Consider the following 17,953-nt stretch of genomic DNA (forward strand, 5'->3'; position numbering starts at 1 on the left):
TTGCGTCCGGTGCCGGCCGGTGTGGCGGGTGAGTTGTATATCGCGGGTGCGGGTCTGGCCCGGGGTTATCACCGGCGTCCGGGGTTGTCGGCGGAACGGTTCGTGGCCGACCCGTTCGGTGCGTCCGGTGCGCGGATGTATCGGACCGGTGACCTGGTACGGTGCTCGGCCGCCGGTGATCTGGAGTACATCGGGCGTAGTGATTTCCAGGTCAAGGTGCGTGGTTTCCGCATCGAACTCGGCGAGATCGAGAGCGTTCTCGCCGGACACCCGGATGTCGGGCAGGTCACTGTCCAGGTCCGCGAGGACGCCCCGGGCGACAAACGCATCGTCGCCTACGTCGTACCCGTCGGCGGGAACAACGGCCCGCACCCCGTACTTCTGCGCAAGTTCGCGGCGGCCTCCCTGCCCGAGTACATGGTGCCCTCGGCCTTCGTCACCCTCGACACCCTGCCGCTGACGCCCAACGGCAAGCTCGACCGCGCCGCCCTGCCCGCCCCCACGTACGGTCTGGACAGCACCGGCCGTGCCCCGCGCACCCCGCAGGAGGAGATCCTGTGCGGCCTGTTCGCCGAGGTCCTCGGGGTGGCCAGGGTCTCGGTCGACGAGGACTTCTTCTCGCTCGGCGGCCACTCGCTGCTCGCCCTGCGCCTGATGACCCGGGTGCGCGGCACGCTCGGCGTGGAGCTGCCCGTTCGCCAGCTCTTCGAGACCCCGACGGTCGCCGGGCTCGCCGCGCTGCTCGCCGGCGGCGACACGGCCCGCCCCGCCCTGGAGGCCCGGCCGCGCCCCGAGCGGATACCGGTCTCCTTCGCCCAGCGTCGCCTGTGGTTCCTCAGCCGGCTGGAAGGACCCGGCGCGGCCCACAACATCCCCACCACGCTGCACCTGTCCGGCTTCCTCGACCGCGAGGCGCTGGCCGCCGCGCTGGCTGACGTCGTCACCCGGCACGAGAGCCTGCGCACCGTCTTCGCCGAGGACGAACAGGGGCCGCACCAGATCGTCCTGACGCCCGAGCAGGCACGCCCCGAACCCCGGATCGTCCGCACCGACGCGGATGGCCTGGCGGACGAACTGCGCCGGGCCGCGCGCCAGGGCTTCGACCTCGCGGCCGAACCACCGTTGCGCGCCCACCTGTTCGAGCTCGGTCCGGACGACCACGTCCTGATGCTGCTCGTCCACCACATCGCCGGCGACGGCGGCTGGTCCACCCCGGTCCTGGTCCGCGATCTCACCACCGCCTACGCGGCGCGCTGCGCCGGCGAGGCGCCCGCCTGGGCGCCGCTGCCCGTGCAGTACGCCGACTACACCCTGTGGCAGCACGAGGTGCTCGGCTCCGAGCACGACCCCGACAGCCTTGTCAGCCGCCAGGTCGCCCACTGGAGCGAGGCTCTGCGGGACCTGCCCGAGGAACTGAGCCTGCCCACCGACCGGCCCCGGCCCGCGGAGAGCAGCTACCGCGGGGCCACCGTGCCCGTCGCCCTCCCCGCCGAACTGCACCGGCGCCTCGAACACCTCGCCCGCGAGAACCGGTCCAGCCTCTTCATGGTCGTCCAGGCCGGACTGGCGGCCCTGCTCGCCAAGTTGAGCGGCTCCACCGACATCCCGATCGGCACACCGATCGCCGGCCGCACCGACGAGGCGCTGGAGGACCTCGTCGGGTTCTTCGTCAACACCCTCGTACTGCGCACGGACGTCGCCGGAGACCCGACCTTCACCGAGCTGGTGGAGCGCGCCCGGCAGACCGACCTCGCTGCCTACGCCCACCAGGACGTGCCCTTCGAGCGGCTGGTGGAAGTCCTCAACCCGCCCCGCGCGATGGCCCGCCACCCGCTCTTCCAGACCATGCTCGCCTTCAACAACGTCGACCAGAAGGCCACACTCGGCGAGGGCCGCCTGCCCGGCCTCACCGTTTCCGGCGACAAGGTCGGCACCGGTGCCGCCCAGTTCGACCTGCTGCTCGCCGTGGCCGACAGCCGCGCCGAGGACGGCACCCCCGCGGGCATCACCGGGCACCTCGAATACAGCGAGGACCTCTTCGACCGCTCCACCGCCGAGACCTTGGTCCGCCGCCTCGCCCTGCTGCTCGACGCCCTGACCGAACGGCCCGAGCTGCCCCTGAGCCGGATCGGCGTCCTGGAGGACGACGAGCGCGGGCGCATCCTCGGCAGCTGGCTCGACACCGCCGCGAGGGTGCCACGGGCGACGCTGCCCGCACTGTTCGCGGCCCAGGCCGGGCGTACGCCCGAAGCGCCCGCCGTCCGGCACCGGGACCGGACCCTGTCGTACGCCGAACTCGACGCCCGCTCCGACCGGCTGGCGCGGCTCCTGATCGCGCGCGGAGCCGGGCCCGAACAGTTCGTGGGAATCGCCCTCCCGCGTACCGAGCTCACCCTCGTCGCGGTCCTCGGCGTCCTCAAGTCCGGTGCCGCCTACGTGCCCGTGGACCCGAACTACCCGGCCGACCGCCAGGCCCATCTGCTGCGCGACGCCGCCCCCGGCCTGCTGCTCACCTCACGGGAGGTGCTCGACGGGCTGCCCGTCGGGCACGCCGAGCCCCTCGTGCTCGACGACCCCGCCACCGAGGCCGCGCTCGCCGCCCTGCCCGCGGGCCCGGTGAGCGACGCGGAGCGCACGGCGCCGCTGTTGCCCGCGCACGCCGCCTACGCGATCTACACCTCCGGCTCCACCGGCCTGCCCAAGGGCGTCGTGGTGCCGCACGAGAACGTCGCCGACCTGGCGGCCTGGGCCGTGGGCGAGTTCGGCGCCGAGGGCATGGCGCACGTGGTGGCCTCCACCTCGCTCAACTTCGACGTCTCCGTCTTCGAGATGTTCGGCCCGCTGCTCAGCGGCGGCTCCGTCGAGGTGATGCGCGACGTCCTGGAACTGGGCGAACCCGCCCACGCGGGCCGCTCCGTCTCCCTGATCAGCGGGGTGCCCTCAGCCGTCGCCCAGCTCGTCGGCGACGGCGGCCCGCTGGTCCGGGCCCGCGAGGTGGTGCTCGCCGGCGAGGCCGTCTCCGCCCGCGACGCGGGCGACGTCGTCCGCGCCGTCGGAGCCGGCCGGTTCGCCAACATCTACGGACCCACCGAGGCCACCGTGTACGCCGCCGCGTGGTACAGCCGCGACGAGATCACCGGCGTACCGCCGATCGGCGCCCCGATCCGCAACACCCGCCTCTACGTCCTCGACCAGGCCCTGCAACCGGTCCCGGTCGGCGTCGCGGGCGAGCTGTACATCGCGGGCCCCGGGCTGGCCCGCGGCTACCACCGCCGCCCCGGCCTGTCGGCCGAGCGGTTCGTGGCCGACCCGCACGGTGCCGCCGGCACCCGCATGTACCGGACCGGCGACCTCGTCCGCTGGAGCGCCGACGGGAATCTCGACTACCTCGGCCGCACCGACTTCCAGGTCAAGGTCCGCGGCTTCCGTATCGAACCCGGCGAGATCGAGGCGATCGTGCTCGGCCACGTCGACGTCGCCCGTACCGCGGTCCTCGTCCGCGAGGACAGGCCCGGCGACAAACGGCTGGTGGCGTATGTGGTCCCCGCCCCGGGGCACACCGTCGACCGGGCCGGGCTGCGCGCCCATGTGGCCGCGGCCCTGCCCGAGCACATGGTGCCCTCCGCCTTCGTCGCCCTGGACACCCTGCCGCTCAACCCCAGCGGCAAGCTGGACCGAGCCGCGCTGCCCGCACCCGAGTACGGCCCCGCACGGGGAGGCCGGTCCCCTCGCACCCCGCACGAGGTGATCCTCTGCGGCCTGTTCGCCGAAGTCCTCGGCCTGCCCGAGGTGTTCGTCGACGACGACTTCTTCGCCCTCGGCGGCCACTCGCTGCTCGCCACCCGCCTCGCCGGACGGATCCGCGCCACCCTCGGCGAGGAGCTCACCATCCGCCAGTTCTTCGAGACGCCGACGGTCGCCGGACTCGCCGCGGCCTTCGGCTCCGGCGGGCCCTCCCGGCCACCGCTGCTCGCCGCCGAGCGCTCCGCGCGCATCCCGCTCTCCTCGGCCCAGCAACGCCTGTGGTTCCTCCACCGGTTCGAGGGGCGCAGCCACACCTACAACGTGCCGACCGCACTCCGGCTCTCCGGCGCGGTCGACCGGGGTGCGCTCACCGAGGCCCTCGCCGACCTCGCCCGGCGCCACGAGGCCCTGCGCACGGTCTTCGCGGAGGACGCCGACGGCCCCTACCAGACCGTCCTCGACGCGGCCGACGCCCGTCCCGCGCTGACCCTGCGCGAGTCCACCGAGGAGGACGTGGTCGCGGACCTCGAACGGGAGGCACGCCACACCTTCGACATCGGTACCGAAGCGCCGCTGCGGGCCGCGCTGTTCACCGTCGGTCCCGACGAACACGTGCTGCTGGTGCTGGTGCACCACATCGCCACCGACGGCTGGTCGATGCCGTTGCTGGTGCGCGACCTCACCACCGCCTACGCGGCGCGCTGCGCCGGCGAGGCGCCCGCCTGGGCGCCGCTGCCCGTGCAGTACGCCGACTACACCCTGTGGCAGCGCGAGCTGCTCGGCTCCGAGGACGACCCGGACAGCGTCGCGGCACGCCAGCTCGCGCACTGGCGACAAGCGCTGGCCGGTCTGCCCGAGGAGCTCGACCTGCCCACCGACCGGCCGCGCCCGGCCGTCTCCTCCTACCGGGGGGACCTGCTCGACGTGGAGATCCCGGCCGCGACGCACGCCCGGCTCACCGAGCTGGCCCGAGAGAGCCACGCCAGCCTCTTCATGGTCGTGCAGGCCGGACTGGCGGCCCTGCTCGCCAAGTTGAGCGGCTCCACCGACATCCCGATCGGCACACCGATCGCCGGCCGCACCGACGAGGCCCTCGAAGACCTGGTCGGCTTCTTCGCCAACACCCTCGTGCTGCGCACCGAGGTGGCGGCCGACGAGCCGTTCACCGCGCTCGTGGCCAAGGTCCGCGAGACCGACCTGACCGCCTACGCCCACCAGGACGTGCCCTTCGAGCGGCTCGTCGACGCGCTCAACCCGGTCCGCTCCATGGCCCGCCATCCGCTGTTCCAGACCATGCTGACCTTCGACAACGTGGCCGCACGCGACACCGCGGACCCCGCTCACGCCGGGCCGGCGCCCGACGTGGCCGCGTCCGGCCAGGGGGTCGGCACCGGCGTCGCCCGCTTCGATCTGATGTTCCGGCTCGGGGAACGGCGCACCGCGGACGGCACACCCGGCGGGGTCGCGGGCGTCCTGGAGTACGCCGCCGACCTGTTCGACCGGGACACGGCCCGCGGTCTCGCCGACCGGCTCGTCGCCCTCCTCACGGCCGCGGCCGACCGGCCCGACGCACCGGTGGGTGCCCTCGACACGCTCTCCGAGAGCGACCGCGGCCGACTCCTCGTGGCCTGGAACGACACCGCCCGCGACCTGCCCCACGAGCACCTGCCGGCCCTGTTCCGCGCCCGGGCGGCGCGCACCCCGCACGCCCCCGCGCTCGACTTCGGCGACCTGACCCTCGACTACCGCGCACTCGACCTGCGCTCCGACCGGCTCGCCCACCTGCTCGCCGCCCGCGGGGTCGGCGCCGAGGACCTTGTCGCGGTGGCCCTGCCGCGCACCGACGCGATGGTCGTGGCTCTGCTCGCGGTCCTCAAGTCCGGTGCGGCGTACGTCCCGATCGACCCGGAGTACCCGGCCGACCGCGTCGCCTACATGCTGGCCGACGCCGCTCCGGCTCTGCTGCTCACGGATGGGGAGACCGCGCCCGGCCTGCCCGACGGCGACGGCGTGGCCCGCCTGGTCCTGGACGACCCCGGGACCCTGGACGCACTCGACGCGGTCACCGAACCCGAACTCGGCCTGGTCCGCCACATTGCCGCACCCCACCCCGGCCACCCGGCGTACGTCATCTACACCTCCGGCTCGACCGGCCGCCCCAAGGGCGTCGTCGTCGGCCACGGCAACCTGCTCAACCTGCTCAACGCCATCCAGGGGCGGCTGCGCCTGACCGCCGACGACCGGGTGCTGGCCGTCACCACGATCGGCTTCGACATCTCCAACCTGGAGCTGTGGACACCGCTCGCGCACGGTGCCCGCCTGGTGCTCGCGTCCCGCGAGACCGTCAAGGATCCGGTGGCCCTCGCGCGGCTCGTCGAGGAGTCGGGGACGACCGTGCTCCAGGCCACCCCGACCGCCTGGCAGGGCCTGGTCACCGCCCGGCCCGAGGCGCTGCGCGGACTCGTCAAGCTCGTCGGCGGCGAGGCGTTGCCCGGACCGCTCGGCCGTGCGCTGCACGACCTGGGCGGCTCCCTCACCAACGTCTACGGGCCGACGGAGACCACCATCTGGTCCACCGCCGCCGTCCTCGACGACGCCGGCTGTGAACGCCCGCCCATCGGCCGCCCCCTGGACAACACCCAGGTGTACGTCCTGGACGGCGGGCTGCGGCCGGTGGCGCCCGGCGAGGCCGGAGAGCTGTACATCGCCGGTACCGGTGTCGCGCGCGGCTACCTGAACCGGCCCGGCCTGTCCGCGGAGCGGTTCACCGCCGACCCCTTCGGGCCCCCGGGCGGCCGGATGTACCGTACCGGCGACCTGGTCCGCTGGAGCGCCGGCGGCGACCTGGAGTACATCGGCCGAACCGACCATCAGGTCAAGGTGCGCGGCTTCCGGATCGAACTCGGCGAGATCGAGGCCGCGCTGACCTCCCGCGGCGAACTCGCCCAGGCGGTCGTCGTCGCCCGCGAGGACACCCCGGGCGACAAGCGTCTGGTCGCGTACGGGGTCCCGGACCGCGGCGACGGCGGCCGGGACACCGAGGCCGAGGAGAGCCAGGTCCGCGAGTGGGAGGAGGCCTACGACGCCCTCTACGGCGACCCGGGCTCCGACACCCTCGGTGAGGACTTCGGCATCTGGCGCTCCACGTACACGGGCGCTCCGATCCCGCTGGAGGAGATGCGCGAGTGGCGCGCGGCGACGGTCGAGCGGATCCTCGCCGACAGGCCGCGCCGGGTCCTGGAGATCGGCGTCGGCACCGGCCTGATCCTCGCCCATGTCGCCCCGCACTGCGAGAGCTACTGGGGCACCGATCTGTCCGCCTCCGTCGTGGAAAGGCTGCGCCACCAGGTCACCGGACAGTCCGGCCTGGCCGAACGGGTCACCCTGACCGCCCAGCCCGCCCACGACACCGACGGCCTGCCCACGGGCGCCTTCGACACCGTCGTGCTCAACTCGGTGGTCCAGTACTTCCCGAGCGCCGACTACCTCACGGAGGTCCTCGGCAAGGTACGGGCCCTGCTGGCCCCCGGCGGCAGAGTCTTCATCGGCGACGTCCGCAACCTGAGCACCCTGCGCACCCTGCGCGGCGCCGTCGCGCGGGTCGGGCAGGACGCCGTGTCCGAGGGAGCCGGACAGGACGCGCTGCGGGCGGACGTCGAGCGATCCGTGGCCCGCGAGAAGGAACTCCTGCTCGCACCCGAGTGGTTCACGGAGCGGGCCGGCCCGTACGGCGTCGACGTGCGGGTGCGGCGCGGCACGCACCACAACGAACTCACCCGGCACCGCTACGACGTGGTGCTGCGCACCTCACCCGGTACGGAGGCGCCCGACGCCCCCGCCCTGCCCTGGGGCGAGCGGGTGGGCGGACGCGACGCGCTGGCGGACGAGCTGGCCGCGGGACGTCCCGCGCTGCGGGTCACCGGCATCCCCAACCTCCGTCTCTCGGACGAAGTGGCTTCACTGCGCGCCCTGTTCGACGAGGAGGCGAAGCAAGAGGCGGCCGTCGACCCGGAGGAGCTGTACGCGCTCGCCGAGCGCACCGGTCACCGGGTGGCCGTCACCTGGGCGGCCGAGGGCACCGACGACGGCGCGCTGGACGCGCTGTTCGTCCGCGGCGACGGGCCCGTGGACCTGGCCGTCGCCGGGGTCCACCGCCCGGCGCCCGGCCCCGGGGTCCGGCCGTCGGCCAACGCTCCGGCCAGCCGGCGCGACGACACCGCACTGGGCCCCGTCCTGCGCGACCGGCTCAAGGAGACGCTGCCCGCGCACATGGTGCCCGCGGCCGTGGTCGTCCTGGACGCCCTGCCGCTCACCCCGAACGGCAAGGTGGACCGGGCCGCGCTGCCCGTGCCCGACTACGGCACGCGCGGTGAGGGACGCGCACCGGTCACCCCGCGCGAAGAGCTGATGTGCGCCCTGTTCGCCGAGGTCCTCGGCCTCCCGCACTTCGGACTCGACGACAACTTCTTCGAGAACGGCGGGCACTCCCTGCTCGCCACCCGGCTCGTCGGCCGGGTGGGCGCCGTCCTCGGGGTCGACGTGCCGCTGCGCCGCCTCTTCCAGGCACCCACCCCCGCCGCGCTGCTGCGGGAGCTGGAGCCGGACGGGGCGCGCGACGGACACGGCGTGCTGGTGCCGCTGCGCGCCTCCGGCCCGGCGTCCCCCCTGTTCTGCGTGCACCCGGCCGCCGGCCTCAGCTGGGTCTACCTGGGTCTGCTCGCCCACCTGGGCCCGCAGTACCCGCTGTACGGGCTCCAGGCGCGCGGCACCGACGGCGCGGGGCCGCTTCCCGCCTCCATCGAGGAGATGGCCGCCGACTACGCCGACCAGATCACGGCCGTCACCCCCGACGGCCCCTACCGGCTGCTCGGCTGGTCGGTCGGCGGGACGATCGCGCACGCCGTGGCGGCCGAACTGGAGCGCCGTGGCGCGCGGGTGGAACTCCTCGCCGTACTCGACGCCTACCCGGTCGCCCACGCGGCCGGAGCCGAGCCGCCCTCCGAGGCGACGATCGTCGCGCACAACCTGCGGGCGATCGGCTTCGACTTCCAGGAGGCCGAGCTGACCGCGCAGACCTTCCCGATCGAGCGCTACCGGGCGTTCCTGGCCCGGGAGAACAAGGTGATGGCGCGGTTCGACGAGCGCGAGATCCTCGCCATGAAGGACGTCTACGTCAACAACACCCGGCTCATGTGGGCCCACAACCCACCCTGGTTCAGCGGCGACATGCTCTTCGTCACCGCCGAACGCGACCGGGGGGCGCTGGTCCGCGAGCGCGGCCACCGGGCCTGGTCGGACCATGTCGGCGGCGAGATCGTCAACCACGACGTGGACAGCGACCACGAGGGGCTGATGACCCGGCCGGGGCCGATCGCCCGGGTCGGCCGCGTCCTGGCCGAACGGCTCGCGGAACTGGAGGAGGCGGCGGCAGCCGAGGAGTCCCCCACCGGCGCTCGTAGAACCGCCGTAGACGCCGGGCGCAGGCTCATCGCATGACAGCGCTGGACGAGACGACGGTTGCGGCACCGGTTCCGCTGCGCCGCAACCGCGACTTCCTGCTGCTGTGGACCGGCAACTGGATGCAGTTCTTCGGTTCCCGGATGAGCAGCGTCTGCTACCCGCTGCTCGCGCTCCAGATCTCCGGGGGTTCGCCCTCGGCGGTCGGCCTGGCCTCGGCCGCGGCCGTACTGCCGCAGGCCGTGGTCCAGTTGCCGGCCGGCGTCCTGGTCGACCGTTGGGACCGGCGCGCGGTCATGCGCTGGTGCGCCGTCGGCCGGATCCTCGCGCTCGGCGCGGTGGGCGGCACGCTGGCCCTCGGCGCACTCGGCATGGGGCTGCTGCTGGTGCTGATCGCCGTCGAGGTCTCACTGGCGATCGTCTCCTCGCTCGCCGAACGGGCAGCCGTCCGCACGGTCGTCCCCGGGGAGCAGCTTCCGGCCGCACTGTCCCAGAACGAGGCGCGCGGCCGGATCGCCGGACTGCTGGGCGGGCCCGCCGGCACCGTGCTGTTCACCTGGACCCGCTGGAGTCCCTTCCTCGCCGCCACACTCGGGGCGCTGGTCGCGGCCGTCAACCTGCGGTTCATCCGGGCCGACCTGAGGACGGAGCACCAGGGGCCGCGGCGGGCGCCGCACCGCGACCTCGCCGACGCCCTGCGCTGGCTGCTGGGCCAGCCGGCGCTGCGCGCCATGCTGCCCGTGGTCACCGTGTCCACGGCCCTGCTGCAAGTGGTGATGCAGGGCCTGGTCGTGATCCTGGTCAAGGAACAGGGCCTGCCGGAAGCCACCTTGGGACTGGTCCTCGGGATCAGCGGCTGCGGCGGTCTGCTCGGCGCGCTCAGCGCGCGCCGGTTCATGGAACGGCTGCCGCTGTCCGTCCTGCTGATCGGCGGCCTGGCCCTGTGGGCCGCGCTGATGACCGGCATGGCCTGGACGCGGGGGCCGGTGCAGCTCGGGGTGCTGTTCGCGCTGATGAACATCATCGGCGCGGTGTTCGGTGTGGCCACGGCTGTCTACCAGGTCACCCTCACGCCGGCGGAGTTGCAGGGCCGGGTCGCGGCGCTGTCCGGCCTCGTCGTCGCTCTCGGTACCACCGCGGGTGCGCTCTGCGCGGGAAAGCTCCTGGAGTCCTATCGCGGGCTGCTCTCCCTGCTGGTGGCGGCCGGTCTGATGGCCGTCACCGCCGCGGTGGCCGCGCTGATCCCGGCCGTCCGCAAGGCCCGCATCCCTGACATGGCCCGCCCCGCGACGCCTCCGGCGTCCCCGCCCGACACCTGAAAGGACCCTCCATGGACCTGAGCCTGTTCTATTTCGCGCACGACTCGACCGCGCCGGGCGAGGCCGGCCGCTACGAGCTGCTGATCGAGGGAGCGAAGCTCGCCGACCGGTCGGGCCTGGCCGCCGTCTGGACCCCCGAGCGGCATTTCGACCCCTTCGGCGGGGCCTACCCCAACCCGGCCGTGCTCGGCGCCGCCGTGGCGATGTGCACCCAGCGGGTGGGCATCCGGGCCGGGAGCGTCGTCGCACCGCTGCACCACCCGGCGCGGATCGCCGAGGAGTGGGCGGTGGTCGACAACCTCTCCGGCGGCCGCGCGGGCGTCGCCTTCGCCTCCGGCTGGAACACCGTCGACTTCGCGCTGCGCCCGGAGAACCACGCCGACCGCCGTGCACTGGTCCGCGACACCGCGGACGAGGTGCGCCGGCTGTGGCGCGGCGAGGCCCTCTCCACCACCGACGGGCTGGGCCGACCGGTCGACATCCGGGCCTATCCGCCCGCCGTCCAGAGCGAGTTGCCGGTCTGGCTGACCTCGGCCGGCGGCGTCGACACCTTCCGGGCCGCCGCTCGCATGAAGGCGGGCATCCTGACCCATCTGCTCGGTCAGTCCCTGGAGGAGGTCGCCGGCAAGATCGCCGAGTACCGGCGGGTCGCCGCCGAGGAGCACGACGGCTGGTCCGGTCATGTCGTGCTGATGCTGCACACCCTGCTCGGCGACGACCTGGACCAGGTCCGCGAGCAGGTGCGCGAGCCCTTCACCAACTACCTGAAGAGTTCCGCCAACCTCACCGCCAAGTCGTTCACCGGCAAGGAAACGGACCTGTCCGACCTCAACGCCGACGATATGGACTACCTCGCCGCCCGCGCCTTCGACCGGTACTTCGACACCGGAGGCCTCTTCGGCAGCGTCGAGCGGGCCGCCGAACTGCTGCCGCACATACGGGCCCTGGGCGTCGACGAGATCGGCTGCCTGGTCGACTTCGGTGTGGAGCCGAGGGCCGTACTGGAAGGCATCGAGAAGCTCGGCAAGCTGAACGAGATCATCTCCCGATAGGAGCAGGAGACATCATGAGCATCACCCAGAGCGAGAACCTCACGTGGGCTCCGCACGAGATCACCGTGGCGCAGGCCGACGGCCAGGACCTGGCCGCGCACCTGACCGGCCTGGGCACCGAAGGCCTCACCGACCTGCTGACCGAGCACAAGGCGCTCGTCTTCCGCGGCTTCGGGGTCACGCCGGAATCCATCGAACCGGTCCTCGACCGGCTTCTGCCGACCCGGCTGCCGTACGTGCACGGGAACTCGCCACGCACCCGGGTCAAGGGCAACCTCTACACCTCGACCGAGTACCCGCAGCGCTTCACCATCTCGATGCACAACGAGCTCAACTACGCCCGCCGTTGGCCTGCCCGGCTCGCCTTCTACTGCGAGAAGGCCGCCGAGTCGGGCGGCGCGACCCCCGTCGTGGACGGCGAGCTGTGGCTCCGGTCGCTGCGCCCCGAGGTCCGGGAGGCGTTCGCGGGCGGTATCCGCTACGTCCAGAACCTGCACGACGGCTTCGGCCTCGGCAAGAGCTGGCAGGACACCTTCGAGACCGACGACCGCGCCGAGGTGGAGCGCTACCTGGCGGCCGCGGAGGCGGAGTGGGAGTGGGGCCCGGACGGCATCCGCGTCGTCCAGCACCGCAAGGCCACCACCACCCACCCGGTGACCGGTGTGGAGGTCTGGTTCAACCAGGCCGACCAGTGGCACCCGGCGGGCCTCGGCGACGAGACCTCCAAGGAGCTGTACGACATCCTGGCGCCCGAGGAGTTCCCGCAGTACGTCACCTTCGCGGACGGCGGCCTCATCCCCGACGAGTACGTCACGCACATCCGTGACGTCGGCCTGGAACGGGCCGTGGACGTGGACTGGCGCGAGGGCGACGTACTCGTCATCGACAACGTCCTCACGGGCCACGGCCGCCGTCCGTTCGAGGGGACGCGCCGCATCCTCGTCGCCATGTGCGACTGAGCGGACCCCGAAGCGGCGGAACCCGGCGGGGGAGACCCCGCCGGGCTGTTCCCGTACGCGGGCGCCCGGCCGGGGATTCCCGGCCGGGCGTTTCGCGTCAGGCCCGCAGGTACGCCAGCACCGCGAGCACCCGGCGGTGCCCCTCGGTGGCCACCGGGAGGTCCAACTTGGTGAAGATGTTGCCGATGTGCTTGTTCACGGCCGCCTCGCTGACGAACAGCTTCTTGGCCAGGCTCGCGTTGGACCGGCCCTCGGCGATCAGCGAGAGCACCTCGCGCTCCCGGCCACTGAGCCGCTCCAGCGGGTCCTGCCGCAGCTGGACGAGCTGGTGGATGACCTCGGGGTCCACCGCCGTCCCGCCGGCGGCGACCCTCTCGATCGCCGCCGTGAAGTCCGCCACCGCGCTCACCCGCTCCTTGAGCAGGTAGCCCACCCCGGCGCCACCGCCGGAGTCCAGCAGTCGCAGGGCGTAGGAGCGCTCCACGTACTGGCTGAGCACGAGCACGGGCAGGCCGGGGAACTCCGCGCGCAGCTCGACCGAGGCCCGCAGGCCGTCGTCGGTGAGCGACGGTGGCATCCGTACGTCCGTGACGATCAGGTCCGGGCGGTCGGCGCGGACCGCGCTGAGCAGGGCGTCGGCATCGCCCACCGCCGACACCACGTCGTGTCCGACCCGTTCGAGCAGCCCGACCAGGCCCTCGCGCAGCAGGACGGCATCCTCGGCCACGATCAGGCGAAGCGACACGGAACCTCCACGTGCAACAGGGTGGGACCACCGGACGGACTCGACACCCGCATCCGGCCGTCGAGGGCGGTGACCCGGTCCGCGAGCCCGGTCACGCCGCTGCCCGCGGGGTCCAGACCGCCCCGGCCGTCGTCCTTGATGTCGAGGACCAGCAGATCGGAATGGTAGCGGCCGCGGACCGCGGCGGTCTTGGCGCCGCTGTGTTTGGCGATGTTCGTCATGGCCTCGTTGATCAGGTAGTACATGGTCGTCTCCAGCTTTCTGGGCAACCGCTCCGGCAGGTTCAGGTCCACGGTCACCGGGATGGGGAAGCGGCCCGCGTAGTCCTCGATCGCCGCCACGAGCCCGTGGTCGGCGAGGACCGGAGGATTCAGCCCGCGGATCAGTGCTCGCAACTCCTGATGCGCCGTGGACAGTTGGCGCTCGGCCTGGGTGAGCAGCTCGTCCTGCGGCGATCCCGCCTCGATGTCCAGGCGCATCAGACCCAGCGTCATACCCAGGGATACCAGGTGCTGTTGGGCTCCATCGTGCAGATCCCGCTCGATACGGACCCGTTCGGCGTCGAAGGAGTCGAGCAGCCGCGACTGGGAGGCGCGCACCTCTTGCAGCTCCTCGCCCAGCTCCCGGTCCCGCGGGGCGAGGAAGGTACGGGCCATGGCGGCGCGCGCTCCCGCCCATGAGGTCACCGTGTACGGCGAGGAGAGCAGCACCAGCACGCCGAACACCGTCCACGGCCAGGTGTCGCCGTCGGTCGAGGCGATCATCGTAGCCGGGAGTCCGAAGGAGAAGCCGAGCACCATCAGGTCGAGCCACCACAGGGCGACGGCCGACAGCAGCGTGAACATCATCTCCCGCCACGTCGCCGGCTCCGCGAGCCGGGTGGCGACCCAGCCGCGCGGCCCCGGGGCGTCCGGGGCACGGTGCGGGTCGCTGACGTGGTCGAGGTCGACGAGGCGCAGCCGGCGGCGCTCCACCGTGGCGACCAGGGTGGAGGCGAGGACCAGGCCGACCAGGGGTGCGATACCGATCAGGACGACCAGGAGGATGAGACCCGCGGCCAGGCCGAGGGTGAAGACGACCACCGCCGCGGCCCCGACCAGCACGCCTCCGCTCAGGTACGCGAGGGACCGCCAGGGCCAGCTGGAGGTCAGGAAGCTCAGCGGTCGCTGTGCCATGGCCTGCCAGGCCGTTGTGGGTTGCATGCGGCCAACGTACCCATCCGGTCTCTTCCGGGTCTCCGGGAAGCCCTGGAAGGTAGAGGTACCTCTACCTCAGGAGTAGAGAGCGGATCAGTGCACCGGCCACCCCCGGTGCAGTGGAATCAGTGCATGACGACGACGAGCCACATCACCCCCACACAGGACGCGGTCGAGCTCCACTCGCTCCGCAAGGTCCACGGCACCGGCGGACGACAGGTCACCGCCCTGGACGGCGTCTCGCTCTCCTTCCGCCGCGGCACCTTCACCGCGATCATGGGCCCCTCCGGTTCAGGCAAGTCCACTCTCCTGCAGTGCGCGGCCGGTCTCGAAGAGCCCTCGGACGGACAGATCGTCCTGGCCGGTGTGGACATCGGGCGGCAGAACGAGATGCAGCGCACCGAACTGCGCCGCAAGCACGTGGGTTTCGTGTTCCAGGCGTTCAACCTGGTGGAGTCCCTGACGGCGGCGCAGAACGTGGAGCTGCCCTCCCGGTTCGCCGGCCGCAAGGTCAGCCGGGAGCAGGTCTCCGCGGCGCTCGCCTCGGTGGGCCTGGCCGACCGCGCGGGGCACCGGCCCAGCGAGCTGTCCGGTGGGCAGCAGCAGCGCGTCGCCCTCGCCCGCGCCCTCGTCACCCGGCCCGACGTCCTCTTCGCGGACGAGCCGACCGGCGCCCTGGACACGGTCACCTCCCGCGAGGTGCTGCGGATGATGCGGATGCTGGTCGACGAGGAGGGCCAGACCACCCTGATGGTCACCCACGACCCGGTGGCCGCGGCCCACGCCGACCTCGTCGTCTTCCTCAAGGACGGCCGGATCGCCGACCGCATCCACCTCGACCGCCGGGACGGCACCGACAACGCCGCCGCGATCGCCACCCACATGGCCCGGCTGGAGGCCTGACCGACATGCTGATCCTCGCGAACGTCCGTGAACGCTGGTCCGGTTTCCTCGGTGCCTTCGTCGCCGTCCTCGTCGGCGTGGCCCTGATCACCACCACCCTGGTCATCTACGACTCCGCCCGCGCCGAGGTCCAGCCCCGCTACGAGGGCACCGCGGCCCTCGCCCTGCCGAAGCAGGCCGTCGAAGCCGACGGCAGCCCTGAGGACCGGATGCCGTGGAGCCGGAGCGAGGCCGAGCCGATCGTCTCCGGCCTGGCGAAGATCCCCGGCGTCGCCGACGCCGTGATCGACCGCTCCTTCTACGCTCAGGCCATCAAGGACGGCGAGCCCGTCACCGACGAGGGCGCCGACGAGTCCGGGCACGGCTTCGGCAGCGCGCGGATGGCGCCGTACCGGCTCGTCTCCGGCCGCGCTCCCGCAGCCGAGGACGAAGTGGTCGTCGACCGTGCCCTCGGCGCAGCCGTGGGCAGCGAGCTGACCGTCAACATCACCAAAGGCCAGGAGCGGTTCCGGGTCGTCGGCACGGTGGACGGACCCGGCTACTACTTCAGCGAGGAGTTCGCGGCCCGGCAGCAGCCCGGCGTCTCCACCGTCGCCCTGATCCCCGCCGAGGACGCCGACACCGGCGCGATCGTCTCCGCCGCGAAGAAGGTCATCGGGGACGAGGGCAGCGTGGTGTCCGGCGACGGCCGGTCCGAACTGCAGCCCGAGTACATCGAGCACAAGCGCTTCCTCGGTGTCCAGCTGATCAGTGCCATGGCCCTGCTGGGTCTGTTCACCACGGTGTTCGTGGTCGCCTCCATGCTGGTCCTGTCCACCGGGATGCGCCGCCGCGAGATCGGTCTGCTGCGCACCATCGGGGCCTCGCCCCGGCAGATCCGCCGCATGATCCTCGGCGAGGCCGCCGTCGTCGGGCTCGCCGGTTCGATCGCCGGCTGCCTGGCGGGCGTGGCCGCCACGCCGTCGCTGCTGTCGATCCTCAAGGGACTGGACGTGACGCCGCCCGGCATGGAGATCGGCGTCTCCGCCTGGCCGCTGCTCACCGGCGCCCTGGTGGGCATCGGGGTGAGTGTGATCGGCGCCTGGAGCGCGGGACGCAAGGCCGCCAAGGTCGCCCCCATGGAGGCGCTGCTCGACAGCCGTTCGGCCAACAAGGGCATGGGGAAGGGACGCTGGATCGCCGGGCTCTCCGTCCTCGGCCTGGGGGTCGTGCTCGCGATCGGCACGGCCACCTCCACCGCCGACAACCGCATCAACATGGCGATCTTCGCCACGATGACGCTGATCGTCGCGGCGGCTCTGCTCACCCCGGTGTTCGTCGGACCGGTCGGCCGGTTCCTGACCGCGCCGTTCCAGCGCAACGGCAAGGCCGCCCCGGTCCTCATCCGGGCCGAGCTGGTCGCCAACCCGCACCGCGCCGCCTCGCTGGTGGCCCCGGTGATCGCGGCCGTCGGCTTCGCGGTCCTGCTCAGCGGCATGGTGTCCACCATGCGGGTCGCCTACCCGGCAGGTGAGGCGCTGAAGGTCGCCGGCCAGACGATCGTCACCCCGGACGGCACCCCCGGCAACACCGACGAGGTCGTCGCGGACAATCCGGTGGGCAAGGCCGCCCTCCCGACCCGGGCCTTCGTCGAGACCAGGAAGGGCGAGAAGGCCGAGAACGCCGGAGCGGCCACCGTCCTGGACGTCCTGGGCAGCCGGGATGCGAAGTGGGACAAGCCGGGCCAGGCGGTCCTCGGCGAGAAGATGGCCGGTGACCTGGGCCTGAAGCAGGGCCAGGAGGTTCCGGTCCGGTTCGCGGACGGTGCCGTCGTCACCCTGCGCGTCTCCCAGGTGCTGCCCGACGATCCGGCCCGCGGTGACTTCGTGGTCGCCCGTGACCTGGTCCGTGCCCACGACCCGGCCGCGCTCACCGACGACATCTTCGTCCCCGGCGATGCCAAGGCCTCCGCCGCGGCCCCCGGAGTCGCGCTGCACGACGCCGCCGAGTACGCGCTGGCCGACTACAACACCGACGCCAAGCTCACCGAGTCCCTCGCCATGATGCTGATCGTGATCGCCGTCGGCTACAGCGTGATCGCCGTCGCCAACTCCATGGCCATGGCCGCCCACGGCCGGCGGCGCGACTTCGGGGTGATGAAGTCCGCGGGCGGCACCGTCCGCCAGCTGCTGTTCACCTCGGCGGGCGAGACCTCGCTGGTCATCGTGGTCGGCGCCGCTCTCGGTGTGCTGGTGACGCTGCCCCCGCTGGCCGGCATGGCGGCCGGCCTCTCCGAGGCCACCTCGTCGGACGTCGGCCTGCACCTGAACTCGGGCGTCGTCGTCCTCGCGATCATCGGCACCCTGGTCGCGGCACTCGTCGCCGGAGTCGCGGTCACGTCGAGGACGCTGAAGCGCCGGGCCGCCTGAGCCGGACACGACGAACGAAGTATCACGCGAGGATCGGAACGGCACGACGAGGCGGGGGGCCCCCCCCCCCCCCGGGGGGGGCCCCCCCCGGGGGCCCGGGCCCGCCCCCCCCCCCCCCCCCCCCCCCCCCCGCGTAAATGCCCCGAGCACCCCCGGGGGGGGGGGTGGGG

General features: G+C 72.9%; 8 protein-coding genes. 6 read left to right on the plus strand and 2 right to left on the minus strand.

The features are described 5' to 3' along the window. The 4 genes from ACIQPT_RS37195 to ACIQPT_RS37210 form a co-directional block, all read left to right on the plus strand. The coding region (locus ACIQPT_RS37195) for an amino acid adenylation domain-containing protein (protein ID WP_401162741.1) at positions 1-9,240 on the plus strand (9,240 nt) is incomplete at its 5' end. Beyond that, positions 9,237-10,520, plus strand: coding sequence for an MFS transporter (locus ACIQPT_RS37200; protein WP_401162742.1), 1,284 nt, complete (start codon positions 9,237-9,239; stop codon positions 10,518-10,520). The genes ACIQPT_RS37195 and ACIQPT_RS37200, both read left to right, overlap by 4 nt. 11 nt (positions 10,521-10,531) lie before the next feature. Next, positions 10,532-11,572, plus strand: coding sequence for a MupA/Atu3671 family FMN-dependent luciferase-like monooxygenase (locus tag ACIQPT_RS37205; protein WP_401162744.1), 1,041 nt, complete (start codon positions 10,532-10,534; stop codon positions 11,570-11,572). Positions 11,573-11,586: 14 nt separating this feature from the next. Further along, the gene (locus ACIQPT_RS37210; protein WP_401162747.1) at positions 11,587-12,531 is read left to right on the plus strand and encodes a TauD/TfdA family dioxygenase; all 945 of its coding nucleotides are present in this window, start codon (positions 11,587-11,589) and stop codon (positions 12,529-12,531) included. Positions 12,532-12,628: 97 nt separating this feature from the next. Here the strand turns inward: ACIQPT_RS37210 and ACIQPT_RS37215 are convergent, their stop codons facing one another. Beyond that, positions 12,629-13,276, minus strand: coding sequence for a response regulator (locus ACIQPT_RS37215; protein ID WP_401162749.1), 648 nt, complete (start codon positions 13,274-13,276; stop codon positions 12,629-12,631). Next, positions 13,261-14,478 carry a sensor histidine kinase gene (locus tag ACIQPT_RS37220; RefSeq protein WP_401162751.1) on the minus strand — a complete coding sequence of 406 codons (1,218 nt, stop codon included), beginning with the start codon at positions 14,476-14,478 and terminating at the stop codon, positions 13,261-13,263. The genes ACIQPT_RS37215 and ACIQPT_RS37220 overlap by 16 nt, the downstream gene beginning before the upstream one ends. Before the next feature lie 126 nt (positions 14,479-14,604). On the opposite strand from ACIQPT_RS37220, the gene ACIQPT_RS37225 reads away from it, so the two are divergent. Together ACIQPT_RS37225 and ACIQPT_RS37230 are read left to right on the plus strand one after the other, a co-directional pair. Next, on the plus strand, positions 14,605-15,375 hold the full coding sequence (locus ACIQPT_RS37225; protein ID WP_401162753.1) for an ABC transporter ATP-binding protein: 771 nt from the start codon (positions 14,605-14,607) through the stop codon (positions 15,373-15,375). A gap of 5 nt (positions 15,376-15,380) precedes the next feature. Next, the gene (locus tag ACIQPT_RS37230; protein WP_401162754.1) at positions 15,381-17,783 is read left to right on the plus strand and encodes an ABC transporter permease; all 2,403 of its coding nucleotides are present in this window, start codon (positions 15,381-15,383) and stop codon (positions 17,781-17,783) included. Positions 17,784-17,953 lie beyond the last annotated feature (170 nt).

This window comes from Streptomyces sp. NPDC091289, assembly GCF_044757365.1.
GTDB lineage: Bacteria > Actinomycetota > Actinomycetes > Streptomycetales > Streptomycetaceae > Streptomyces.